The 23,687-nt window shown below is 72.0% G+C and carries 23 protein-coding genes and 1 pseudogene; 16 read left to right on the top strand and 8 right to left on the bottom strand.

The genetic code is table 11. The features are described from left to right. Positions 1-170: 170 nt before the first annotated feature. From KXC43_RS29890 to KXC43_RS29865, 6 genes are all read left to right on the top strand, one after another. Complete coding sequence (locus tag KXC43_RS29890) at positions 171-3,095, top strand: family 78 glycoside hydrolase catalytic domain (RefSeq protein ID WP_221379529.1); 2,925 nt, start codon at positions 171-173, stop codon at positions 3,093-3,095. 18 nt (positions 3,096-3,113) lie between these two features. Next, positions 3,114-4,439: an ABC transporter substrate-binding protein gene (locus tag KXC43_RS29885; protein ID WP_221379528.1), complete on the top strand. Its 1,326-nt coding sequence runs from the start codon at positions 3,114-3,116 to the stop codon at positions 4,437-4,439. Positions 4,440-4,441: 2 nt separating this feature from the next. After that, a complete protein-coding gene (locus KXC43_RS29880; RefSeq protein WP_308129312.1) occupies positions 4,442-5,350 on the top strand; it encodes a carbohydrate ABC transporter permease in 909 nt (302 codons plus the stop codon). Further along, positions 5,347-6,198 carry a carbohydrate ABC transporter permease gene (locus KXC43_RS29875; RefSeq protein ID WP_308129311.1) on the top strand — a complete coding sequence of 284 codons (852 nt, stop codon included), beginning with the start codon at positions 5,347-5,349 and terminating at the stop codon, positions 6,196-6,198. Before KXC43_RS29880 ends, KXC43_RS29875 begins: the two co-directional genes overlap by 4 nt. 61 nt (positions 6,199-6,259) lie before the next feature. Continuing rightward, positions 6,260-7,222: a zinc-dependent alcohol dehydrogenase gene (locus KXC43_RS29870; protein WP_255645067.1), complete on the top strand. Its 963-nt coding sequence runs from the start codon at positions 6,260-6,262 to the stop codon at positions 7,220-7,222. A gap of 178 nt (positions 7,223-7,400) precedes the next feature. After that, the gene (locus KXC43_RS29865; protein WP_221379526.1) at positions 7,401-7,850 is read left to right on the top strand and encodes an HNH endonuclease; all 450 of its coding nucleotides are present in this window, start codon (positions 7,401-7,403) and stop codon (positions 7,848-7,850) included. A gap of 6 nt (positions 7,851-7,856) precedes the next feature. Here the strand turns inward: KXC43_RS29865 and KXC43_RS29860 are convergent, their stop codons facing one another. Continuing rightward, on the bottom strand, positions 7,857-8,234 hold the full coding sequence (locus tag KXC43_RS29860) for a DUF2255 family protein (protein WP_221379525.1): 378 nt from the start codon (positions 8,232-8,234) through the stop codon (positions 7,857-7,859). A 180-nt stretch (positions 8,235-8,414) separates the two neighbouring features. On the opposite strand from KXC43_RS29860, the gene KXC43_RS29855 reads away from it, so the two are divergent. From KXC43_RS29855 to KXC43_RS29840, 4 genes are read left to right on the top strand one after another with little or no spacing between them, the layout of a single operon-like run. Further along, positions 8,415-8,909 (top strand): hypothetical protein, encoded by a 495-nt coding sequence (locus KXC43_RS29855; RefSeq protein ID WP_221379524.1) that lies wholly within the window; start codon positions 8,415-8,417, stop codon positions 8,907-8,909. Between the two features lie 23 nt (positions 8,910-8,932). Continuing rightward, positions 8,933-9,259: a PadR family transcriptional regulator gene (locus KXC43_RS29850; RefSeq protein ID WP_221379523.1), complete on the top strand. Its 327-nt coding sequence runs from the start codon at positions 8,933-8,935 to the stop codon at positions 9,257-9,259. Then, complete coding sequence (locus KXC43_RS29845) at positions 9,256-10,236, top strand: hypothetical protein (RefSeq protein ID WP_221379522.1); 981 nt, start codon at positions 9,256-9,258, stop codon at positions 10,234-10,236. Before KXC43_RS29850 ends, KXC43_RS29845 begins: the two co-directional genes overlap by 4 nt. Before the next feature lie 36 nt (positions 10,237-10,272). Further along, on the top strand, positions 10,273-10,572 hold the full coding sequence (locus KXC43_RS29840; RefSeq protein ID WP_221379521.1) for a DUF1905 domain-containing protein: 300 nt from the start codon (positions 10,273-10,275) through the stop codon (positions 10,570-10,572). A gap of 76 nt (positions 10,573-10,648) precedes the next feature. On the opposite strand, the gene KXC43_RS29835 is transcribed toward KXC43_RS29840, so the two are convergent. Next, positions 10,649-10,849 carry a hypothetical protein gene (locus KXC43_RS29835; protein WP_221379647.1) on the bottom strand — a complete coding sequence of 67 codons (201 nt, stop codon included), beginning with the start codon at positions 10,847-10,849 and terminating at the stop codon, positions 10,649-10,651. An 87-nt stretch (positions 10,850-10,936) separates the two neighbouring features. After that, entirely contained in the window at positions 10,937-11,281 is a 345-nt protein-coding gene (locus KXC43_RS29830; protein WP_221379520.1) for a MerR family transcriptional regulator, read from the bottom strand. A 51-nt stretch (positions 11,282-11,332) separates the two neighbouring features. Here KXC43_RS29830 and KXC43_RS29825 point away from each other — a divergent pair, with 51 nt between their 5' ends. From KXC43_RS29825 to KXC43_RS29815, 3 genes are all read left to right on the top strand, one after another. Further along, the gene (locus KXC43_RS29825) at positions 11,333-12,328 is read left to right on the top strand and encodes an oxidoreductase (RefSeq protein WP_221379519.1); all 996 of its coding nucleotides are present in this window, start codon (positions 11,333-11,335) and stop codon (positions 12,326-12,328) included. Between the two features lie 41 nt (positions 12,329-12,369). Then, the gene (locus KXC43_RS29820) at positions 12,370-16,986 is read left to right on the top strand and encodes a PDDEXK-like endonuclease domain-containing protein (RefSeq protein ID WP_221379518.1); all 4,617 of its coding nucleotides are present in this window, start codon (positions 12,370-12,372) and stop codon (positions 16,984-16,986) included. A 62-nt stretch (positions 16,987-17,048) separates the two neighbouring features. Next, entirely contained in the window at positions 17,049-18,437 is a 1,389-nt protein-coding gene (locus tag KXC43_RS29815; protein WP_221379517.1) for a WD40 repeat domain-containing protein, read from the top strand. 18 nt (positions 18,438-18,455) lie between these two features. Here the strand turns inward: KXC43_RS29815 and KXC43_RS29810 are convergent, their stop codons facing one another. The 4 genes from KXC43_RS29810 to KXC43_RS29795 are packed head-to-tail and all read right to left on the bottom strand — an operon-like array spanning position 18,456 to position 21,826. Further along, the gene (locus KXC43_RS29810; RefSeq protein ID WP_221379516.1) at positions 18,456-19,076 is read right to left on the bottom strand and encodes an L-threonylcarbamoyladenylate synthase; all 621 of its coding nucleotides are present in this window, start codon (positions 19,074-19,076) and stop codon (positions 18,456-18,458) included. Between the two features lie 9 nt (positions 19,077-19,085). Further along, complete coding sequence (locus tag KXC43_RS29805; RefSeq protein ID WP_221379515.1) at positions 19,086-19,925, bottom strand: NAD(P)-dependent oxidoreductase; 840 nt, start codon at positions 19,923-19,925, stop codon at positions 19,086-19,088. A 57-nt stretch (positions 19,926-19,982) separates the two neighbouring features. Then, positions 19,983-20,789 carry an arylamine N-acetyltransferase family protein gene (locus tag KXC43_RS29800; RefSeq protein ID WP_221379514.1) on the bottom strand — a complete coding sequence of 269 codons (807 nt, stop codon included), beginning with the start codon at positions 20,787-20,789 and terminating at the stop codon, positions 19,983-19,985. Then, positions 20,786-21,826: a LacI family DNA-binding transcriptional regulator gene (locus KXC43_RS29795; protein WP_221379513.1), complete on the bottom strand. Its 1,041-nt coding sequence runs from the start codon at positions 21,824-21,826 to the stop codon at positions 20,786-20,788. The genes KXC43_RS29800 and KXC43_RS29795 overlap by 4 nt, the downstream gene beginning before the upstream one ends. 104 nt (positions 21,827-21,930) lie before the next feature. Between KXC43_RS29795 and KXC43_RS29790 the strand changes: the two genes are divergently transcribed. From KXC43_RS29790 to KXC43_RS29780, 3 genes are all read left to right on the top strand, one after another. Then, the gene (locus KXC43_RS29790; RefSeq protein ID WP_221379512.1) at positions 21,931-22,488 is read left to right on the top strand and encodes a GNAT family N-acetyltransferase; all 558 of its coding nucleotides are present in this window, start codon (positions 21,931-21,933) and stop codon (positions 22,486-22,488) included. Between the two features lie 12 nt (positions 22,489-22,500). Beyond that, positions 22,501-22,743, top strand: a complete 243-nt coding sequence (locus KXC43_RS29785; RefSeq protein ID WP_221379511.1) for a hypothetical protein — start codon at positions 22,501-22,503, stop codon at positions 22,741-22,743. A gap of 170 nt (positions 22,744-22,913) precedes the next feature. Further along, positions 22,914-23,363 (top strand): DUF1707 SHOCT-like domain-containing protein, encoded by a 450-nt coding sequence (locus KXC43_RS29780; protein ID WP_221379510.1) that lies wholly within the window; start codon positions 22,914-22,916, stop codon positions 23,361-23,363. Positions 23,364-23,368: 5 nt separating this feature from the next. On the opposite strand, the pseudogene KXC43_RS29775 reads toward KXC43_RS29780, so the two are convergent. After that, a pseudogene (locus KXC43_RS29775) lies at positions 23,369-23,687 on the bottom strand (hypothetical protein); the annotation flags it as partial.

The following is a 23,687-nucleotide window of genomic DNA, read 5'->3' as shown; positions in this document are numbered from 1 at the left end:
TACCTCCGGTTCATCACGGGCTATGTCGTGGGCCACATCGACCCAGAGGATCGGGTCACGGCGAAACGTTCTCGCCACGAAAACGAAACATCAGATCGTCTTCCCGTCGCGGCGGTTCTTGAATCGTTTCACCGACGTCAGGCGATACGCAACGCCCGCACAGGAGTGACATGCCGGACATCGCCCCGCCCACCGCCCTTCGCTTCGAGCACCAGCCCGCCCCTGTGCTCGGCCTCGGCACCGCCACCCCGCGCCTCTCGTGGCAGGTGCCGGCCGCCCCGGACGCCTACACCCAGACCCGCTACGAAATCGAGATCACCCGCACCGGCCGTCCCGCAGGCCAGGAGGGCAGCGAGCGCGGCGCTGAGGCTGGGGACATCGCCGGGAGCGAGCGCGGCGCCGAGGCTGGGGACATCGCCGGGAGCGGGCACAGCGCCGAGGCGGTCGACAGTGGGCGCGAGGCGCGGGTGTTCGCGGTCGCGTCGGGCGAGCAGGTGCTGGTGCCGTGGCCGGGAGCGCCGCTCGCGTCGCGGGAGGCTGCGACCGTACGCGTGCGGGTCGGGGACGCGCAGAGCTGGAGCGACTGGAGCGAAGCGGCGACGGTGGAGACCGGGCTGCTGGAGCGGGGCGACTGGACTGCCCGTTTCGTGAGCCCGCGCGAGATCGGGGCCTGGGGCAGCCCGTCGCCGATTCTCACCGGCACGATCGAGTTGCCGGCCGGCGTCGTCAAGGGCCGGCTGTACGCCACCGCGCACGGGCTCTACGAGGCGAAGCTCAACGGCACGCGGGTCGGGGACGAGCAGCTCGCGCCGGGATGGACCGCCTACCAGCATCGGCTGCGCTACCAGTCGCACGACGTCACGGCGCTGCTGACCGACGGCGTCAACCGGCTCGAGGTGCAGCTCGGCAACGGGTGGTTCCGCGGCTTCCTGGGCTTCCGCAATCAGCACAGCCTCTACGGCGACCGCCTGGCGCTGCTCGCCCAGCTCGAGGTCGAGACGGCCGACGGCCGGGTGCTCACGCTCGCCACCGACGGCTCCTGGACAGCCCGCGAGGGCGCCGTCGTCAGCGACGACATCTACAACGGTCAGCGCACCGATCTGCGCCGTGAGCCGGGGCCCGAGTCCGCGGTCGACGTGCTCGACGCCGATCTCGGCCTGCTTGTCGCGCCCGACGGCCCGCCCGTCCGCGTCACCGACGTGCTGCCGGCCGTCGAGGTCGTCACCTCGCCGTCGGGCCGGACGCTCGTCGACTTCGGCCAGAACCTGGTCGGCTGGGTCCGGCTCACCGTCCGGGGCGGACAGGAGGGCGACGTCATCCGGCTGCGGCACGCCGAGGTGCTCGAGGACGGCGAGCTGGGCGTACGACCGCTGCGCGAGGCCAAGGCCACCGACGAGTGGATTCTGAGGAACGCCGACGAGGTCGTTCTCGAACCGGGTCTGACGTTCCACGGATTCCGGTACGCCGAGGTCACCGGCGTCGAGAATCTGCAGCGTGAGGACATCGTGGCCGTCGTCGTCGGCTCCGGCCTGCGGCGCACCGGCTGGTTCTCCTCGTCGCACGAGCTGCTCGACCGCTTCCACGAGAACGTCGTCTGGGGCATGCGGGGCAACTTCGTCGACGTGCCGACCGACTGCCCGCAGCGCGACGAGCGCCTCGGCTGGACCGGTGACATCCAGGTCTTCTCACCGACCGCGTCGTTCCTGTTCGACTCGGCCGGCTTCCTCACCAGCTGGCTGGCCGACCTGGCCGCCGAGCAGCAGAAGGACGGCTCGGTGCCGCACGTCGTCCCGGACGTGATCCGCCAGCCCGGCCCGGCCGCCGCGGCCTGGGGCGACGCTGCCGCGATCGTGCCCTGGGTGGTCTATCAGCGCACCGGCGACGCGGGCCTGATCGAGCGTCAGCTGCCCAGCATGCGAGCCTGGGTCGACCGGATCGCCGGGCTCGCGGGCGACGGCCTGCTCTGGGCGGGCGGCTTCCAGTTCGGCGACTGGCTCGACCCGGCCGCCCCGCCCGAGGACCCGTTCCGGGCCAAGGCCGACCCGGATGTGGTCGCCACCGCCCACCTGGCCCGCTCGGCCGAGATCGTGGCCCGGGCCGCCGAGGCGGTCGGGGACGGCGACGTGGCCCGCGAGTACGGCGAACTCGCCGAGCGGGTGCGGGCCGCCTTCGCCCGCGAGTACGTGACCGACGGCGGCCGGGTGCTCAGTGACGCTCCTACCGCGTACGCCCTCGCTTTGCAGTGGGCCCTGCTGCCCACTGCCGGGCAGCGCAAGCTCGCGGGGGAGCGGCTGGCCGACCTGGTTCGCGCGGCCGGGTTCCGGATCAGCACCGGCTTCGTCGGCACCCCGCTGATGACCGACGCGCTGGCCGACGCCGGGCAGCCCGAACTGGCGTACCGGCTGCTGTTGCAGACCGGCGTGCCGAGCTGGCTCTACCCGGTGACGATGGGCGCGACCACGGTCTGGGAGCGCTGGGACAGCATGCTCCCGGACGGCTCGATCAACCCGGGCCAGATGACGTCGTTCAACCACTACGCGCTCGGGGCGGTGGCGGACTGGCTGCACCGGCGTGTGGCCGGCCTGGCGCCCGGCGAACCCGGTTACCGCCGGATCGACGTGCGTCCCCAGCCCGACCGGCGGCTCACCCATGCCGCCGCGAAGCACCTCACTCCGTACGGCGAGGCCTCGGTGTCCTGGCGTCGCGACGGCGGTGAGCTGCGGCTCGAGGTGGTGGTGCCGGTCGGTGCGACCGCCTCGGTGCTCCTGCCCGGGTGGAGCGAGCCGGTCGACGTACGGCATGGCCGGCACGACTGGGCGGTCGAGGACCCGTACGCCTCCGAAGCCGGTCTGCCCGCCGAGCCGTGCATCCGGCAGCTGATGGACCACGCACCCACCTGGGACAAGCTCGTCGCCACGGCGCGCGAGGCGGGCGTCGCGACCGGCGAGGCCGACCTGGCCGACCGGCTAGCGCGCTACCTGGACGCGCCCGCGACCGGCTTCGCCGACGCCGCCACCGCGCACGGCTTCATTCCCGGCGGCGACCAGCTCGCCGCCCGGCTGACCGCACTTCTCTCCCCCTCTTCCGATCAGTAAAAGCAAGGGAGTCCCTCCATGACACGACGCCACACACCACACCGCATAGCGCTCGCCGTGTTCTCCGCCGGCACCCTGGCCCTCGGCGCGTGCAGCGCCGGCAGCTTGGGCAGCAGCGACGACGAAGGCGGCGGCGGCAAGGTCGCCCTGTCGTTCCTGACCGACAACCAGCCCGAGACGGTCAAGATGGCGGAGGGCCTGGCCAAGGACTTCACGGCCAAGAATCCCGACATCACGGTGAACGTCGAGACGCGGCCGCAGGGCACCGAGGGCGACAACATCGTCAAGACCCGGCTCTCGACCGGCGACATGACCGACATGTTCATGTACAACTCGGGCTCGCTGATGCAGGCGCTGGCGCCGCAGAAGAACCTCACCCCGGTGGACGACTTCGCCGGTCAGCTCGACGAGAACTTCAAGAAGGCGGTCGGCTCGGACGGCAAGATCTACGGCGTGCCGTTCGGCAACTACATGGCCGGCGCGATCCTGTACAACAAGGAGGTGTACGACAAGAACGGGCTGAAGGTCCCGACGACCTGGGACGAGTTCCAGGCCAACAACGCCAAGCTCAAGGCGGCCGGCGTCGACCCGGTCATCCAGACCTACGGCGAGACGTGGACCTCGCAGCTGTTCATTCTCGGTGACTACCACAACGTCGAGGCGGCCAGCCCGGGCTGGGCCGAGCAGTACACCAAGAACCAGGCCAAGTACGCGACGACGCCCGCCGCCAAGGCCGGCTTCGACCACCTGCAGCAGGTGCACGACGCCGGGTACGTGAACAAGGACTTCGCCTCGGCCAAGCTCACCGACGGCCTGAACAAGCTGGCCAAGGGACAGGGCGCGCAGTACCCGATCCTGTCGGCCATGGTCAGCCAGCTCATCGCCGACAACCCCGGCAGCGAGAACAAAATCGGCCTGTTCGCCATCCCGGGCGCCGACGCCGCCAAGAACGGCCTGACCGTGTGGGCGCCGAACGGCCTCTACATCCCGACCAGCACCACCGGTGACAAGTTGGCGGCGGCCAAGAAGTTCCTCGGCTTCGTGGCCAGCCCCGACGGCTGCGCCTCGATGGGCAAGGCGACCACCCCGACCGGCCCGTACGCGGTCACCGGCTGCGAGCTGCCCGACTCGGTGCCGCAGGCCGTCAAGGACATGCAGACCTACATCGACAAGCAGGGCGCCTCCAGCCTGGCCCTGGAGTTCCTGTCCCCGGTCAAGGGCCCGGCGCTCGAGCAGATCTGCGTCGAGGTCGGCTCCGGCATCCGCAAGGCCGACGCCGCCGCCAAGCTCTACGACGAGGACGTGAAGAAGCAGGCTCAGCAGCTGGGACTCGAGGGTTGGTAAGCGTGGAGGCCCGGCCGCGCACCAGCGTGGCCGGGCCGGCCCCCGCCGCCGGGCGCAAGCGGAGCCCGTACCCCTCCTGGTTCTACCTGCCGGCCGCCATCGTGTACGCGGTGCTGTTCCTGGTGCCGACCGTGACGTCGTTCTACTTCAGCCTGACCCGCTGGAGCATCTTCGACTCCCAGTTCATCGGGTTCGACAACTACGTCACGTTCTTCCGGGAGCCGGCGCTGGTCTCCGGCCTGTGGCACACCGTGGTCTACGCGGTGATCACCTCGGGGCTCAAGGTCGTGCTCGGGCTGGGCCTGGCCGTGCTGCTCACCTCGCAGATCATCGGCCGCGGCTACCTGCGCTCGGTGGTGTTCTTCCCGGTCCTGGTCAGCACGATCGGCGTCGGCCTGACCTTCACGATCCTCCTCGACCCGGAGGAGGGGCTGGTCAACGAGTCGCTGGCGCTGATCGGCATCCAGGGGCCGGGCTGGCTCACCGACCCCAGCTTCGCCCTGGTGTCGGTCGCCCTGGTCGATGTGTGGAAGGGCGTCGGCCTGGCCACGCTCATCTACATCGCCGGCATCGTCTCGATCCCGCAGGAGTACTTCGAGGCGGCTCGCGTCGACGGCGCCACCGCCTGGCAGAACTTCCGGAAGATCGTGCTGCCGCTGGCCCGCCCGGCGACGTTCACGGTCATCTTGCTGTCGCTGATCGGCGGCCTGCGCTCGTTCGACCTGATCTGGGCCATGACCCGCGGCGGCCCCGGCTTCACGTCCGACGTGATCGCCTCGGTGATCTACAAGCAGTACCAGGCCGGCTTCTACGGCCTGTCGACGGCCGGCAACGTGGTGCTGTTCCTGCTGGTGACGGCGATCATCTTCCCGCTGTCGCGGTACCTGAACTCCAAGGAGGTGGACCTGTGACCGCAGCCGTCGAGGTGCGCCGGAAGCCGCGCAAGAACCTCGTGCTCAGCGTGGTGGCGATCCTGCTGTCCGTCGTGGTCTTCCTGGTGCCGTTCGCGTTCATTGTGCTGACCGCGGTGAAGAGCCGGCAGGAGGCCTCGCGGCTCGACTTCTCGTGGCCCAGTCAATTTCATCTGGTGCAGAACTTCGTGGACGTGGTGCAGGCCCGCGACTACATGCTGATCATCGCCTTCATCAACAGCACGATCCTCACCGTGGCCTCGGTGGCGATCCTGGTGGTGCTGTCGGCGATGGTGGCCTTCGTGCTGCAGCGCCGCCGCACCCGGTGGACCGGCCTGGTCAACTTCCTGGTCCTCTCGGGTCTGATCATTCCGCCGGCCGTCGTGCCGACGATCTGGGTGCTGCAGAAGCTGGGGCTCTTCCGGACGATGCCCGGGCTCATCCTGATCGAGGTCGCGTTCGGCCTGTCGTTCTGCATCCTGCTGTTCCGGGCGTTCATCGCCACGATCCCGCGCGAGCTCGACGAGGCGGCGATCATCGACGGCGCCGGGCCGATGCGGCTGTTCTTCCGGGTGATCCTGCCGCTGCTGCGATCGGTGATCATCACGGTCGTCGTCGTGCAGTCGGTGACGGTCTTCAACGACTTCGTCAACCCGCTGTACTTCCTGCCGGGCGACCAGAACGCCACGGTGCAGCTGACGCTCTACAACTTCTCGAGCGCCTATTCGACCCAGTACAACCTGCTCTTCATGGACATTCTGTTGATCACGATCCCGCCTCTGATCATGTTCCTGTTCTTCAACAAGCGCATCGTCGCCGGCATGACGGCGGGCGCGGTGAAGGGGTAGGGGAGAGACTGGGGGTCGCGCTGTTGCCTCAGCGCGGCCCCCTCTTCGCGCGGAGGTCTGCATGCTCGTGTCCCGTCTTCACGCCGCCGGCGACGTGCGGCTGCACGACGAACCCGTACCGTCCGGCGACGGCACCCTGGTCGAGGTGACCTCGGTCGGGATCTGCGGGTCCGATCTGCACTGGTTCACCGAGGGTGGGATCGGCGACGCCGTGCCGGCGAAACCGCTGGTGCTGGGGCACGAGATGGCCGGCGTCATCCGGGGCGGGCCGGACGACGGCGTACGGGTGGCGATCGACCCGGCCATCCCGTGCCATCACTGCGAGCCGTGCCTGTCCGGGTGGCCCAACCTGTGCCTGAACGTCGTCTTCGCCGGGCACAAGGCAACCGACGGCGGCCTGCGCCAATACCTGACCTGGCCGGCCGACCGGCTGTTCCGGCTGCCCGACTCGCTCTCCGACGACGACGGCGCGATGCTGGAGCCGCTGGGGGTGGCGCTGCACGCGTACGACCTGGGGCACGTCCGGATGGCTTCCTCGGTAGCCGTCGTCGGGTGCGGCCCGATCGGCCTGCTGCTGGTGCAACTCGCCTTCCGGGGCGGCGCGACCCAGGTGCTGGCCGCCGAACCGCTGCCGCACCGCCTGGCCGCAGCCACGCGGCTGGGCGCGGCGCCGATCGAGGCGGAGTCGGCGGCCGACGTGGTCTTCGAGGTCTCGGGCTCGCCGTCGGCGGTGGAGGCGGCGCTGCGGGTGGCCCGGCCGGGCGCCCGGGTCGTGCTGGTCGGCATCCCCGACGGGGACACGACCACGTTCAGCGCGTCGATCGCCCGCCGCAAGGGGCTGACGCTGGTCACGGCCCGCCGGATGGGCGAGGTCTATCCGCGGGCGATCGCGCTGGCCGCGCAGAAACTGGTCGACCTGAGGTCGGTGGTGACCGACATCTTCCCGCTCAGCGCGGTGTCCGACGCCCTCGGGACGGCGGCCGCCCGTACGGGCCTGAAGGTGGTTGTCCACCCCAACGGTTAATCCATTGTCCCGGCGGCGGGCCGGACCCTACCGTAGAGATCACCAACTGGTCGGGAAACAGGGGAGAAGGATGCTCTTTCTCATGTCGTGCGGTGGCGTGGCCGCCGCGCGCCCCGACCACATATCCGGGTGACGCCGTGGGCGCTTCCCGGACGTACGTCGACAGGGAGGTGACCCGGTGAGTGATGTGCTGGTGCTGAACGCCGATCTGGGGCCGCTGCACCGGGTGAGCCTGCGGCACGCCGTCCGCATGCTCGTGCGGCAGGTGGCCGAGGTGCACGAGGCCCGCCCCGACGGTGTCATCGGTGTCTGGCCGGTGCCGACCGTCGTCCGCCTGGTGACGTACGTCGTGACCCGCTGGCGCCACAGCCGGGGCCCGTCGTGGTCGCGCGCCGGCGTGCTCGCCCGCGACGGCCGGCGCTGCGCTTACTGCGGCCGCGCGGCCTCCACCATCGACCATGTGCTGCCCCGCTCGCGCGGCGGCGCCAACAGCTGGCTCAACACCGTGGCCGCCTGCTACGCGTGCAACCAGCGCAAGGGCAACCGCACCCCGGCCGAGGCCCGCATGCCGCTACGCGCCCACCCGGTCACCCCGACCTGGGTGTCGTTCGCCCATCACCGCTCCTGAGGCCCATCACCGCTCCTGAGGAACGAGGGCCAGGGTCGCCTCGGCGGCCTTGGCCCCCACCACCGGCCCGACGTACCGGGGCCCGTAGTGGTCGTATTTCTCGTGGTACGACCGGTCGATCGCGCCCGCGTCGGCCGCGCCGGCGTCCTCGAAGGTGACGTCGCGCTCGACGCCGCCCGCCCGCACCCGGCCCACGCCGGCGGTGACGGCCCGGCGGAACCACCCGTTCTCCGTCCCGTAGGCCGAGCGCACGAAGAGCTGCTCCCCGCTGCGCACCACCCAGATCGTCACGTAGGGCCGCAGCGACCCGTCCGCGCGCCGCGACGCGATCTGCAGTTCGTCGGCGTCACCGATCGCCGTCAGTTCCTCGGTTGTCCAGGGCATGAGACCTCCTCGACGAGGGTCGACTCCGACTTCCGACGCTACGTCGCCGCCTGCCTCGAGCGTGTGTGGCGGTCATCTCGCGGAGGCAGGCCGACTCGGAACCACTGGCTATAGCTCCTGTCTATGGTGTGCGCGAGAAGAATAGTTCCGCCCTCGCTCGGCGGCCGACAGGCTCGACGCATGGATACGCATGTGCGGCTCGGTGTCGACATCGGGCGGGTCATCATCGACGGTGGTGGGCCGGGTGGGGGCGACACCCAGTTCTTCAGTGGAGACACGGCTCGGATGCTGGCTACTCCGGCCGTACCGGAGGCTTTGGAGACCTTGGCCCGGCTGGCGCCTCGCTTCGAGGAGGTGTGGCTGATCTCGAAGTGCGGCGAGCGGGTGCAGCGCAACACGTTGCAGTGGCTCGACCATCAGGAGTTCGCCGCCCGCACCGGGATCCCCCGCGGCAACGTGCGGTTCTGCCGGCGGCGGCCCGACAAGGCCGTCCACTGTGCGGAGCTGGGGATCACGCACTTCGTCGACGACAAGCTCGACGTGCATCAGGCCCTGCGCGGCATCGTGGGGCACCGCTACCTGTTCGGGCCGCAACGCTCGCCGGCTCCGGGCTGGTTGGTGCACACGCCGGCCTGGCGTGACGTGGAGCGGCATGTAACGGTTGACGTCATATGACGGTGAGCGTAGCGTTTCGCCTCATGCGGGAACCCACGTTCTTGATCCTGACCGCCCTGGCGGCGGAGCCGTCACACGGCTACGGCGTGATCCGGGCCGTCGAGGGGCTGTCCGAGGGTGAGGTCGTGCTGCGGCCCGGCACCCTCTACGGCGCGCTCGACCGGCTGACCGACGAGGGCCTGGTCGAGGTCGACCGTGAGGAACAGGTCGACGGCCGGCTGCGGCGCTACTACCGGCTCACCTCCGGCGGCGCGGCGGCGCTGGCCAAGGAGGCGACCCGGCTGCGGCGGCACGCCGACGCGGCCGAGCTTCGTCTGGGCGGCTTCGGCAACCCGGCGGTGGCCTCGTGAGCAGCCGGCTGCTGTGGGCGTACCCGAGCGATTTCCGCCGCCGCTACGGCGACGAGCTGCTGGCCACGATGGCCGAGGTGTCCGGCGGCCGGGCGCCGGGTCTCGCTGCCCGGGCGCACCTGGTCGCGGCCGGGGTGCGGCAGCGGTTCCGGGTTCCGTTGCGGCCGTGGGCGATCCTGGCCGCGGTGCTGGCCATGGTCGCGGTGGGGGCGGCCGGTGCGGCCGGGGGCCGGTGGCTGGGCTGGCAGACGGGGGCCGATGTGCCCTCGCGCGACGGGATGCGGGCGCTGACCGACTCGATGGGCGTCTACTGGCCTGAGCTCTACGACCAGCGCACGGCGATGGGTGGCCCCAGCGCGTGGGCGATCGCCAACGGGCCCGAGATCGACGACCGGGCGCGCGCGGCGCTCACCGCCGACGGGTGGCGGATCACGGCGTACACCACCGTCTCCAGCGCCATCCTCACCGATGTCTCCACCGAGCCGTTCGCCTCGGTGCCCGCGCGCAACGTCATGTTCGAGGCCGCGAAGGACGGCCTGGCGCTGCGGGGCGACTCCCTGACCGGGGCCGGGCGCACATCGCTGCGGGTCGACGTCGTGGCCGACGAGGCCTGGGCCGTGCGCCCGTTCACCGTGGGCGGGCTGGCGCTCGGCGCGCTGGTGGGGTGGCTGGTGGCGGTTGCGCTGATCTCCCGCGTACGGCGGGGTGACCGCTCCCACCGCCGGCTGGCCGCAGCCCGGACGGCAGTCGTGTTCACCGCGGGCGCCGTGCCGGTCTTCGAGCTCTACCGAGTGTTCGTGCGCACCCTGACCTACGACAGCGCCGCCGCCAACCCGACCTACGTGCTCGAGGGTCAGGCGCCCGCCGCCCTGCTGGTCGCCGGCACGAGCATCGCCCTGCTGGCGCTGGCCGCGCTCGTGCTCGTCGCTGATCGAGGCTCTCGCGGGGCCTCCGCGCCGGCTCCGAGCGCGGCTTGACCGGGCGATGTCGTACCCCCGTGCCATGCTCTGGCGGTGGTGGTCGACTTCGAAAGCGAGCTGTGGTTGTGGGAAGCGCGCAAGACCGAGAGCTGGACCTTCGTCAGCTTGCCGGTCGAGGCGTCCGACGAGATCCGCGACCGGACGGACGGGCTGCGCCGCGGGTTCGGCTCGGTGCGCGTCAAGGCGTCGATCGGCACCAGCCACTGGTTGACGTCGATCTTCCCCGGTGGTGGCGGCGCCTACGTCCTGCCGGTCAAGCGAGCGATCCGCACGGCGCAGAAGCTGGCGGTCGGTGACGTGGCCGCCGTGTCCGTCGAGCTGGTCGACCTGTGATGACGTCGGCCTGTGATGACGCAGTAGCCCCGGTGCACGCTGGCGCAGCGCACCGGGGCAGCTTGCGGCGGCCGCACTACCAGCGGCGGCGCTTCTTGTAGTGGCCGTGGTGACGATAGTGGCCGTGATGCTTGTAGTGGCCGTGGTGGCCGTAGGTGGGCGGCGGGCCGTACGCGCCGTGGCCGTAGCCGCCGGGCTGTTGGTAACCGTGATGGCCCCGCTTCTGCAGCTTCGACGCGATCAGCGACATCAGCAGTCTCTTGACGGAACCGCTCAAAGTGGCCTCCTCTACTGGTGACTACCACGGTAGGTGATTAAGTCCAGCACAGCCTGTGACCTGCCTGGCGGTTTGCTGAGACCGGGGCTACGGCACGCGGTATTCCTCGACCAGGCCGGTCAGGATGTCCCTCGTACGGTGCAGGTCCTTGATCTGTTTGTTCACCCGATCGAGCTCGGCCGTCAGGCGGTCGGCCAGCCACGGGGTGCGGATGGCCTCGTTGCTGATGCAAGGCAGCACGTCGTGAATGGCGGCGCTGTTCAGGCCGGCCGACAACAGCGACTGGATCAGCGAGACCCGCTCGACAGCCGTCGCCGGATAGTGCCGTTGCCCGCCGCCGCTGCGTGTGCTGGCCAGCAGGCCCTGTTCCTCGTAGTACCGCAGCGACCGGGCGCTGGCGCCGGTCGCCGCGGACAGATCGCCGATACGCATTCTCGAAAAGTGCTTGACCCTCACGCGGATGTCAAGTTTTACCGTGTCGGTATGACCACCACAACCGCCCTGATCGAGCCGGTCACCCTGGCCGGCCTGTCGCTGACCAGCCCGTTCGTCATGGCCCCGATGACGCGCGAGCACTCGCCGGGCGGCGTGCCGACATCGGAGGTCGCCGCCTACTACCGCCGCCGCGCCGCCAACGGCGTGGGCCTGATCATCACCGAGGGCGTGCTCGTCGATCACCCCAGCGCCGGCCACCAGCGCGACGTCCCGCGGCTCACCGAGGGCGCGGCCGAGGCCGGATGGCGCCACGTGACCGCCGAGGTGCACGCGGCCGGCGGCCGGATCGCCGCGCAGCTGTGGCATCTGGGCAGCCTCTTCGAAGGCGACGCGTGGACACCGCGGACGATGTCGGGCGGCGACTTCGACGCGCTGTCACGCGCGTACGCCGAAGCCGCGCGCGTCGCCGTGCGGGCCGGCTTCGACGCGATCGAGGTGCACGCCGCTCACGGCTACCTGCTCGACGAGTTCCTCTGGCCGGTGACCAACCCGGGCGGCCACCACCGCGACTTCCCGGCCCAGGTGGTGCGGGCCGTCCGGGCCGCGATCCCCGCGTGCATGCCGCTGATCGTCCGGTTCTCGCAGTTCAAGGAGCGCGACTACAGCGCCCGCATCGCCGAGACTCCGCACGAGCTGGGCACGATTCTCGAGGGCTTTCGGGCGGCGGGCGCCGACGTGCTGCACGCCTCGCAGCGCCGCTTCTGGGAGCCCGTGTTCGACGGGAGCGACCGGAACCTGGCCGGCTGGGCCAAGCACCTCACCGGCCTGCCGTCGATCACCGTCGGCGCGATCGGCCTCACCCGTGACTTCGCCCGCTCCGACCGGATGCGCGAGCTCCTCGACCGGCGGGCCCGCGGCGAGTACGACCTGATGGCGCTGGGCCGGGTGCTGCTGGGCAACCCGGCCTGGGTGAAGCTGGCCGAGGCGGGCCGCCTCGACGAGATCAACGACTACCGCAAGGAGGATGAGGAGCAGTACTCCTGAACTCCAGCGGGACCCCTGCTCGGCTTGGTGCAATTGTCGCCATGGGGGCAGAAACGCCGAGAGCGGCCGTACGTGCCTGGCGTGACGGCCTGGTCAACCTCGACGCCGCCAACCGGCTGCTGAACCACCGTCCGTCCGCGGCCGGCAGCCTGGTCATCACCGGCCCGGCCGCCCCGGACGTGGTCGCGGCCCTGCGCGAAGGGCGGGCGTACGGCTTCCTGCCGGCCGGCGCCGAGCCGGCGCCCGGGTGCCTGTTCCGCACCGGGCTGGCGCCGGTTCCGCTCGGCACGACCCTGCGCCGCCTGCTACGCCGGTCCCGGCAGGATTTCCTCGACCGGGGGGTGGTGACGCTGCACCTGGCGGTGGGGGCGCTGCACTGGCGGGGCGAGGAGGACACGCCGTACACCAGCCCGGTGTTGCTGTTGCCGGTCGAGCTGGTGGCGCGGGCGCCCGGGGAGGTGCCACAGCTGCGCCTCCGCGACGACGAAATGGTCGTGAATCCGGCGCTGATCCTGCGGTTGCGCCGGATGGGGATCAAAGTGCCCGGGCTCGCCGATGGGGATGCGCTGGGCGTGCGGGCGTATCTGGCGGAGCTGCGCTCGACGGTCAGCAACCTGGACTGGTCCGCGGACGAGAGCCTGGTTCTGTCGTGCTTCAGCTTCCACAAGGAGGCGATGTACCGCGATCTGCTCGACAACGAGTCGCGAATAGTGCGCCATCCGCTGGTGGTCGCGCTCGCCGGAGACCCGGGCGTGGCGCCGGTCGCGGAGCCGGGTGGAGCTGGTCGGGACGTCGCCGAAGTTGGCACGAATGCGGACGGCGATGCCTGTGGACAACGGGCTGATGGCGCTTTCGGTGGCGTAAAATCGGCCACCACCTCCCCCTCCCACAGTGGGCGGGTCGTGTCCAGTCCGGCCGACCCCGAGCTGCCGCTCGTTCTCGATGCGGATGCCACCCAGCGGGCCTGTGTGGAGGCGGCGGTCGCGGGGCGCAGCTTCGTGCTCGACGGGCCTCCCGGCACGGGGAAGTCCCAGACGATCGCGAACATGATCGGCTGCCTGATGCATGCGGGAAAGCGCGTCCTCTTCGTGTCGGAGAAGGCGGCCGCTCTCGAAGTCGTGCGTAACCGGCTGGCGGCGGTGGGACTCGATCCTTACCTGTTGGAGCTGCACAGCCACAAGGCGACCCGCAAAGAAGTGGCCCGCGCGCTGGCCGATTCGGTCGAGCCGCGACCCGGTGGAATCGCCGAGCCGGACGAGCTCACCGGCGGAGAGCCGTCCCCAGGGGCCGGGGCGTCCGTTGATCGGGCTCGCCTGGAGAACGTCAGGGCGCGCCTGGACGGCAATGCCCGGGCGATGAACGAGCGCCGCGAGCCGCTGGGCCGCACACTCCACGAGGCGCTGGGGGAGTGCGCCCGGCTGGGTGATCTGCCGGCCGCGCCGATGCCGCCGGCCGCGGTGGAGGGGCTTGACCCGGAGCGCCTGCGGCTGATCCTGGACGCCGCCGACGAGCTGGCCCGATGCCGCCGGGCGGCCGCCGACGACTTCGCCTGGCGGGATGTCGTGGCGACGCAACCGATGCACGACACGATTCACCGGGCCCGGGCGGCTCTGCGGGCGTTCGAAGAGGCGATCCGGCCGTACGAGGAAACAGCGGCGGCGTACGGCCTGAGTCTCCCGGCCGACGCCGGAGCGCTCGCCGCCCTGGTCACGCACGCGGCGAACCGGCCCGCCACGGTGCCCGACGAGTGGCTGACCGCGCCAACCCCGGATGCGATCGATCGCGCCGACGAGCAGCTCCGGAGTTTCGCCGACGCCGCTCGGCAGGTGCGGGAGGCGGCCGGCGTCGAGTGGGACGAGCTGCCCGAAGCGCACCCGCCCAACCTCGAGCAGTCCACCCTGACCGCCACCGCCGCTGAAGCCGCGGCCCGCCGTCACACCGTGGAGGCGGACGCCCTCGACGACATGCTGCCGGCGGCCGGTCCGCTCGCCGTCCGGCTCGGCCTGCCCGAGGTGACCACGTTCGCCGACCTGGGCCGGTTCGCCGCCGTCGCCGAGCTGGCGGCCCGCGCCAACCGGCCCGAGCCGTTCTGGTTCGGGCCCGGCGTGCTCACCGGGGTCGCCGAGGCGGCGGCCGTGCTGCGCCGGTGCGCCGAGGCGGTGGCCACGACCGGCGCCGAGTGCCGCCGGTGGTTCCTCGACGCGATCGTCGACCAGCCCGTGGAGCAGCTGGCCGACCGGCTCACCCATGAGCATCGTGGGCTGCGCAAGCTGCTGCCCGCGTACCGCCGGGACTGGGACGCCGTCGCCGGGTTCGCCCTGCCCACGGTGTCGCCGGCCGACGCCGTCGCGCACCTCGGCGCGGCCGTGGCCTGGCAGCGGGCGCTGCGGGAGCGGGCGGCGGCCGAACGGCAGTACGCCCCGCTGCTCGGCCGCTACCGGCGGGGCGAGCCGGCGGTCGAGGACGCCCTGCGGACCGCGGCCGACCTGATCCGGCTCAGCCCGCCCGGCGCCCTGCCCGCGGCGGCCGACCTGATCTGCCGTACGGCGTCCGATCCGGCCCTGGTGCGGCTGGCCCGGCAGGCCCGCATCGTCGCCGGGTGGGAACCGCCGACGGAGACTCTGAGCTCCGCCGCGGCCCGCCGGCGGGCCGCCATCGGGCCGCTCATCGAGGCGGCCGAGGCCCTCGACGCTTTCGACCGGGTGCTCGGGCGCCACGTCGATCTGGCCGAGGCCGCCCATCTGGCCCGGCTGCGCAGCACCGCCGTCTTCCACGCGACCGACGTCGGCGCCGACGCGATCGCCTGGGCGCGGGAAGCACGCGGGAAGCCTCTCATCGAGGGTGACGGGCGTGCGCTCACCGAGTGCGTCGGCGACTGGCAGAAGGCCCGCGATGCCGTGGCCGCGGCCTTCGCGTCGGCCCGCGAGATCGACGGCGACCTGCTGGCGCGGCTGCTCGACGACCCGCACGGGCAGCAGGAACGACTCGGGTACGAGCACGCGCGCAGCCTGCTCCCCGACGAGACCGCCGACTTCTGCCGGGACCTGCCGGCCGAGCAGATCCGGCCGGTGGTCGAGCGTGCTCTGTGGACAGCCTGGGTCGATGCCGTGCTGCGCGACGACGAGCGCCTGCGCCCGGTCGACGGCCTCGAGCGCGACCGTCTGGTCGAGGAGTTCCGCGTCCTGGACGCCGCCCTGGCCGTCGAGGCGCCCGCCGTCATCAGCGCCGCCGTCGAGGCCCGCCGGCTGGATCGCCCGGACGAGGTCGCCCTGCTGCGGCGCGAGGGCCGCAAGCAGAACCGCCACCTTCCCGTACGCGACCTGATCGGCCAGGCCCGCGAGACCGTCCAGGCCGCCAAGCCGTGTTTCCTCATGTCCCCGCTCGCGGTCAGCCAGTACCTGCCGCCCGACCTGACCTTCGACGTCGTCCTCTTCGACGAGGCGTCCCAGATCGCGCCGGCCGACGCGATCAACTGCGTCTACCGGGCCGATGCGATGATCGCGGCGGGCGACGACCGCCAGCTGCCGCCGACCTCCTTCTTCTCGACCCGGGCCGACCGCGACGACGGCACCGACGTCAACGACTTCCAGTCGGTGCTGGAGCTGGCCGAGGCCTGCGGCGCCTTCCCCGTCCTCGGCCTGGGCCGGCACTACCGCAGCCGGCACGAGGCGCTGATCGCCTTCGCCAACCACCGCTTCTACCAGGGCCGGCTGCTCACCTTCCCGAGCGCCGGCGCCGATCCGGAGGCCGGTGTCGAACTGGTGCCGGCGGCCGGCGTCTACCGCCGCGGCGGCGCCCGGGACAACCCGGTCGAGGCGGAGGCGGTGGCCGGGCGGATCATCTCGTGCCTGACCACCCGGCCCGACCTGTCGCTGGGCGTGGTCACGTTCTCGGTGGCGCAGGCGGAGGCGATCGAGGCGGCCGTCGAGCGGGCGGCGGCCCGCCATCCGGGGCTGGAACGATTACTCGACGGGGACCGGCTCACCGGCTTCTTCGTGAAGAGCCTCGAGTCGGTGCAGGGCGACGAGCGCGACGTGATGATCTTCTCGATCGGGTACGGCCGCGACGAGCAGGGACGGGTCAGCAGCAACTTCGGCGCCCTCAACCAGCCCAACGGCTGGCGGCGGCTCAACGTGGCGATCACCCGGGCCCGGCGCCGCGTCGAGATCATCTCGTCGATCCGGTCGCGCGACATCCCGGAGTCGGCCAACCCGGGCGTACGGCATCTCGCCGCCTACCTGGATTTCGCCGAGCGCGGCCTGGCCGCCGCCCCGGCCCCGGCCGCGGCCGCCGACCCGTTCGTGTCCTCAGTGCTCGAGACGGTGCGGTCGTGGGGGTACGAGGCGAACGCCGGCGTGGGCGGTCAGGGGTACCGGGTGGACATCGGCGTGCGGCACCCCACGCCGGGCCATGGCTACGTGCTCGGCATCGAGTGCGACGGCCCGTTCTACGGCTCGATGGGCGCGGCCCGCGACCGTGACCGGCTCAACGCTGCCGTGCTCACCGGGCTCGGCTGGCGGTTGCACCGCCTGTGGGGAACGGCGTGGCACCACGACCGGGCGGGTGAACAGGAGCGGTTGCGCAGGGCGATCACCGCAGCGATCGGGCCGCTGCCGAGCCGCCGCCCGGGTCTGCTGAGACTTCAACCGGTCGGCTGACCGACCGCTAAGGACCGACTTCGGTATTGACTCATTGCGACGGGGTGTCCAGCATATGTCGCGTGAAAGCAGGGAGCGCCCCGGCGCCGGCCGCGCCGGTCAACTGCGTCGCCTTCCGGGCCGACGGCCGGCGGCTGGCGAGTGGCACCCAGGCGGGAACGGTGGCCGTGTGGGAGACCAGCGACCCTGCCCGTCCCGTGACCCTGACCGAATTTGCCCATCGATCGGCCGTGCTGGCCGCGTCCTGGAACCCGGGCGCGTCCGATCTGCTGGCCACCGGCTCGGCCGACGGCACGGCCGCGGTGTGGCGGGTCGTCGACGACCGCCCGCCCCACCTCATGAAGGTCCTCGGCGGTCACCCGGCCGCGGTCACCGGCGTCTCGTGGATGCCCGACGGTCAGCATCTGCTCTGCCTGCTGGCCGACGGGCGGGCGGCCGTGTGGCAGGCGTTCGGGGAGACCTACCTGGGCGAGATCGACGACTGTGCGCGCCTCGACGTGAGCGCGAGCGGCCTGGTGGCCACCGTGGGCGCGAGCGGTTTCGTCGCCGTCCGCGACCTGGCTCAGGACAGATCCCCGCTGGCCGGCCGGGCCGCTCCCGCCGTCGAGGCCTGCGCGTGGTCGCCCGACTCGTCGACCCTGGCCCTGGCCCGCCGCGACGGCGCGATCGAGCTGCGCAACGCCCACCTCGACCCGATCCGCACCCTGCGCGCGGGCGACGCGCCGCTGCGCTCGGTCACCTGGTCGGCCGACGGCCGGCATGTGCTGGCGGGCGCGTACGACGGAGCGGTGTTCGCCGTCGACCCGTCGAGCCGGCCGGTGTGGCGGCTGACCGACCCGACGATCCGCACCTGCTCGCTCGCCGTGGGCGGGCCGGTGCTGGCCACGGCCACCTTCGCGACCCGGCCCTACCTGCTCGACGGCACCTCCGGCGTGCCGCTGACCTCCGGGCTGTCCCTGCCCGCGCTACCCGCGCCGACCCGGCCGTTCCGCAACGGCGTGCTGGCCGCCGAGGGGCGCGTCGTCACGGCCGGCCCGCCCGGCAACCGGTCGGTGGTCGTCGAGCACGACCTGCGCGTCGGCGCCATCGACGCGCTGGGCGACCGGGTCATCGCGTCGGCCGCCCACCAGGCTGTGCGGGTGGCCCGGCTCGACCCGGTGAGCTTCGAGGTGGAACGCGGCATCACGCTGCGCGCGCCCGAGCCCGTACGCACGGTGGCCCTGCTCGGCACGGCCGAGAGCACGGTCGTGGTCGCCGCGTCGTACGAGTTCCGGCTCTTCTCGTGGACTGTCGACTGGACCGGCCCGCCGGTCGGCCCGACGCTCGCCGGCGAGTTCGGCGCGGGGGTCGCGTCCCTGCAACGCCTCGACGAGCATCGCCTGACCGCCACCGACCACCGCGGCGGACTGGTCATCCTGGCCCTGGGCGCGGACGGCGCGCTCTCGAGCTGACCACTCGAACCGGGCTGACTACTCGAACCGGGCCGGGTCGCCCGCGCCCACGCGCAGGATCTCGGGCTCGCCCTCGGACAGGTCGACCACGGTCGTGGGCTCGACACCGCCCTCACCCGAGTCGACCACCGCGTCGACCACGTGGTCGAGCGTCTCCTTGATCTCCCAGCCCATCGTCATCGGCTCGTCCTGACCGGGCAGCAGCAGGGTGGTCGACAGCAGCGGCTCACCCAGCTCGGCCAGGATCGCCTGGGCCACGACGTGGCCGGGGATGCGCGCGCCGACGGTCTTCTTCTTCGGGTGCAGCAGCCGGCGCGGCACCTCCTTGGTGGCGGGCAGGATGAACGTGTACGGGCCCGGGGTCGCCGACTTCACCGCGCGGAAGGCCGCGTTGTTGATCTGCACGAACTGGCCCAGCTGGGCGAAGTCGCGGCACATCAGGGTGAAGTGGTGCCGGTCGTCCAGGTGCCGGATCTCGCGGATCCGGTCGAGGCCCGCCTTGCTGCCCATCCGGCACCCCAGCGCGAACAGCGAGTCGGTCGGGTAGGCGATCACCCCGTCGCCCCGGACGATGTCGACCACCTGACGGATGGAACGCGCCTGCGGGTTGTCCGGGTGCACGTCGAAGTACTTCGCCACCAGCGCAGCCTAGTGAGTCGGCTCTCCGAAGGCGTGGACAACCGCCGCCATGTCCGCCTCGGCGTGACCGGAGGCGGCGGCCGACGCGTACAGGTCGCGGCAGACGTCCAGCAGCGGCGACGTGATGCCGCGGCGGCGCGCGGACGACACGATCAGCTCGTTGTTCTTGAGCACGTCGTGGATCGCCGCCTGCACCGCGAAATCGCCGTCGACCAGCTTGCCGCCCTTGCCGCGGGAGACGGCGCTCGCCATCGGCCCGGCGTCGAGCACCTGCCGCAGCAGGTCCGCCTCCACCCCGTGTCCCTCGGCGAAGTGGAAGGCCTCGGCCAGACCGGTCACCATGCTGATCAGGAAGGTGTTGACCGACAGTTTCAGCAGCAGCGCGCCCGGCACGGGCCCGCACTCGAACACCTGGCGGCACAGGGGCGCGAGAATCGGGCGTACGCGGGAAAGGTCTTCCGGATCGCCGGCGATCATGGCGATGAGCTCGCCCGCCTCGGCCGGCCCGCGCGACCCGGAGACCGGCGCCTCGACGTACCGGCCGCCCGCGTCCCTGATCCGGGCGCCCAGCCCGGCCGAGTATTCCGGGCTCGTGGTGCCCATGTGGACGACCAGCGTCCCGCCGAGCTCCGCCGGCAGCAGACTGTCGATCGCCTGCTCGGTCGCCAGCATGAGAATCACGACTCCGGCCCGGCGGAACACCTCGCCCGGCTCGGTCACGCGGACGGCGCCCGGCGGCGTGTCCCCGCGGTCGGTACGACTCCAGACGACCAGCTCGACGCCGGCCTTCGCCAGGTTGGCCGCCATCGGCCGCCCCATCACGCCGAGCCCCAGAAACCCCACGGTCATGCGGCTACCGTAAAGCCGCCGCCCCGCCCGCGAGGCGGCCAATTCCTGCATCGTGGCTCAGAGCGTCGCGGTCAGCATTCGCACCTCGGCCGGCTCGAGCCGCAACCCGAACTCGGTGCGCAGCGCGGACGCGAAATCCTGGTCGCTCAGCGTCTCGCGCCGTGCGGGCCGCCCCGGCCGCTCGACGCTGTACTCGCGGCCGATCAGGCTGTGCACCGCGCCCGCGTTCTTGCGCATCACGATGCAGCGCTGGGTGAACGGCGACCGCGGGTTGGTCGACGTGTCGTAGTTGGCCACCTCGACGTCCACCGGGTACTGCGGCTCCTCGGTGAACGTCTGCACGGTGCGCCACGTGCTCTCGGCCCCCTCGCGCAGCCGCCACGCCCCGTCCGGCCCGACCACCAGCTCGTACTCCCAGGCTCCCTGCCGATGTCGCCGCCCGGCCGCGAGGGGGAGTGGTTCGAGCAGCCCGCTGCCGAAGCCCACGTCGGCCAGCCACACCTCGTCGCCGGCGGCCACCCGCAGCGTCATGTGCGAGCGCGGTCGCGGCTCCTCCAGCGGATCGCCGGTGCGGGCGAGCAGCCTGTCCACCCGGAAGCCGATCGCCTGCAGGACAGCGCCGAACAGGGTGGCGTGCTCGTAGCAGTAGCCGCCCCGGCCCCGGCGCACCAGCTTCTGTTCGACGGCGGCGAGGGTGACGTCGATCGGGCGGCCCAGCATCACGTCGAGATTCTCGAAGCGGATCGCGGCCACGTGCGCGCGGTGCAGGCGGGTCAGCGTCGCGGCATCCGGACGCACCGGCGCCGTCTCGCCGATGCGCTCGAGGTAGGCGTCGAGGTCGACCTCATCGGACCACATCGTCATTCTCCCAGCCGTACGGAGGGGGCCGGCCCGGTGCTGCGGCGGACGACCAGCTCGGTCGGCAGGGTGATCCGCCCCCGTTCCGCGCCCGGGTCGACCAGCATGCGTCCCATCAGAAAACCCTTCCGGTGTACGGGCTGACGCACCGTGGTGAGGCCGAGCTCGGCCGCCACCGGCTGGTCGTCGAACCCGGTGAGCGAGAGCCCGGCCCCCAGCCAGAGACCGCGTTCGCGAGCCACCCCGGCGACGGCCGCGGCCAGCACGTCGCTGTCGGCGGCGATGGCCGTCGGCCTCTCCGACCCGTGCAGCACAGCCCTGGCCGCCACCTGCCCCGCGAGCGCGGAGTTGCTGCCCCCGCTGATCACCCGTAGCCGGGTATCGGCCGGCAGCGACTCGCGCAGCCCGGTCAGGCGCAGCCGCGAGTACGGGAAGAGCGGCGTCTGTCCGGTCACCTCGACCACCCGCCCCGGCTCGTGCGGCGTGGCCACCAGGGCCACGATGTCCCGGTGCCCGAGCCCGGCCAGGTGCCGGCCCACATCCCGCCCGGCCTGCCGGTCGTCGATCACCACCGACGGCCCGGCGGCGGTCTCGTTCGAGCGCACCAGGGGGATGCCGCGCTCGGCCAGCACCCGGACGGCCGGGTGGTCGTCGTCGAGCCCGTCGGCCACCGCGCCGTCGATCATCGCGCGGTGCACCGCGTCGACCGACCGCCGCACCTCGTCGGGCGCCATGCCCGCGTTCACCTCGCCGAACGGGATGAACACCAGGCTCGTCCGGCTCGGCTCCAGCGCCTCGGCCAGCCCCGCGAGCATGGCCGTCACGTACGGGTCGGTGAACGCGTACGTCAGCCCGGTCGTGAAGATGACGCCGACGGCACCGGTCCGCCCGGTTCGCAACGAGCGACCCTTGGCGTCCGGCCCCGCGTAACCCAGTTCCCCGGCCACCGTCAGCACCCGCGCCCGGGCCTCGGCCGACACCCGGTCGGGCCGGCTGAACGCGTACGACACAGTGGCCGTCGACACCCCCGCCGCTTCCGCCACCGACCGTAGAGTCGGCTTCCGCGCGCCCATCGTTCCCCCCTCGTGTTAATCGATTAACACGATGCGCCTGGACCGGGAACCTGTCAAGCGGGTTGGATCGGGGCGTGACTCTCACCCATCGACTGGCGACGCCGGATGATCTCGGCGCGCTCCGGGCACTGGTCGACCTCGCGATCGCCGAGCTGCAGAAGGGATTTCTCACCGACGAGCAGATCCGCAGCAGCGCGGCCATCATGGGGCTCGACACCCAGCTGATCGACGACCGGACGTACTTCGTGATCGAGTCCGACGGCGTGCTCGCCGGGTGCGGCGGGTGGAGCCGGCGGGCCACGCTCTACGGCGGCGACCACTCCGCGACCCGCGACACCTCCCTGCTCGACCCCGCGAAGGACCCGGCCAAGGTGCGGGCCATGTACACCCACCCCGCCTTCACCCGGCGCGGGGTCGGCCGCCTGATCCTGGGCCTGTGCGAGCGGGCCGCCGCCGCCGAGGGCTACACCCGGCTCGAGTTGATGGCCACCCTGTCCGGCGAGCCGCTCTACCGCAGCTACGGCTTCCAGGAGGTGGAACGGATCGAGGACGGCCGAGGCGGCGCCCCGGTCCCCATCGTGCGGATGGTTCGCACCATCCGAAACGAGCCCGGCGTGCACAGTGGACCGTGAGATGCTGCGGTCATGCCCGTCTCGGTGAACCTGGACGCCCTGCTCGACGAGCCCTTCCGCGACCTGCCGCTGACCGACCTGGTCAACGCCCCCGTGGCCGCCCTCTCCGGCGTCAGCGACGAGGAGGCCGAGGGCCTGCGCCTGGCCTTCGGCATAGCCACCATCGGCGACCTGGCCGCCAACGACTTCGTCCGCGCCGCCACCGCCATCGCCGGCCTGGCCGCGGCAGCCCAGGCGCCGCCACCGCCGCAGTGACCCGCCGGCCGCCCGTCGTTCACGCCGGCGATGCCTTGGATCGCTACCGTCCGGCGCGTGGACGGATACTGGCTGTGGCACTGTCTCAACGCCGCCGTGCTCGCACTGGTGGCGATGGCAGTGAATGCCTTCACCGAACGTGCCGTGCGGAGTCCCGCTACGCTGTCGCCGTGACGGTGGTGGGGGACGGCGTACCGGATGATCACAGCCCCACGCCCGACCGGCTGATCGGCACCCCGGAAAGGGCGTCGGCCCACCAGGCGCTGGCGGAGCACCTGGTCGAGAAGAGGTTCGATCCGGCCGAGTACGAGCGGCGCCTGGAAGCCACGAACCTGGCCCGCACCCAGTCCGAGCTCCTGCAGGTCTTCGCCGACCTGCCCGTCCCGCACCCCGAGCTGCCGCCCGCCGTCGCGCCACCGGTCGCCGCCCCGGATGACGAGCCGCCGGCGGTCTTCTTCGCCGGCTGTCTGACCCTCGGCCTCGGCCTGCCGGTGGCGGTGGTGCTGGGTTTCGCGTACGGCATCTGGTGGTCTCTGGCCGTGCCGGTCGCCGTCACCGTCGCTATGGCCTACATCGAGTACTTGCGCACGCCCCGCCCGCCGCGGCAGGACGAGGCGTAGTCACTTCACGCCGCCATCAGGCGGCGCAGCATCGGGGCCAGGGCCAGCAGGGCGGCGCCGAGCACGATGGCGATCGCGCCCAGGACGCCGAAGTACAGCACCTCGTTGTCCTCGCTGTAGTAGCCGGCCAGGGTGCCGGACAGCGCCGTGCCCAGGGCGACCGACAGGAAGAACAGGGCACCATCTGGGTGCGGAAGGCTTCCGGCGCCAGCTTGGTGGCGAGCGACAACCCGACCGGGGAGAGCAGCAGCTCGGCGATCGTGAAGACGAGCAGGATGCCGGTCAGTCCCAGCAGCGGCACGCTCGCTGTTCCCGCGAACGGCA

The sequence above is a fragment of the Paractinoplanes polyasparticus genome (assembly GCF_019710575.1).
In the GTDB taxonomy this organism is placed as follows: Bacteria; Actinomycetota; Actinomycetes; order Mycobacteriales; family Micromonosporaceae; genus Actinoplanes; species Actinoplanes polyasparticus.
The sequence above is the reverse complement of the archived record's forward strand: the minus strand, read 5'-3'. Positions and strand labels throughout refer to the sequence as shown.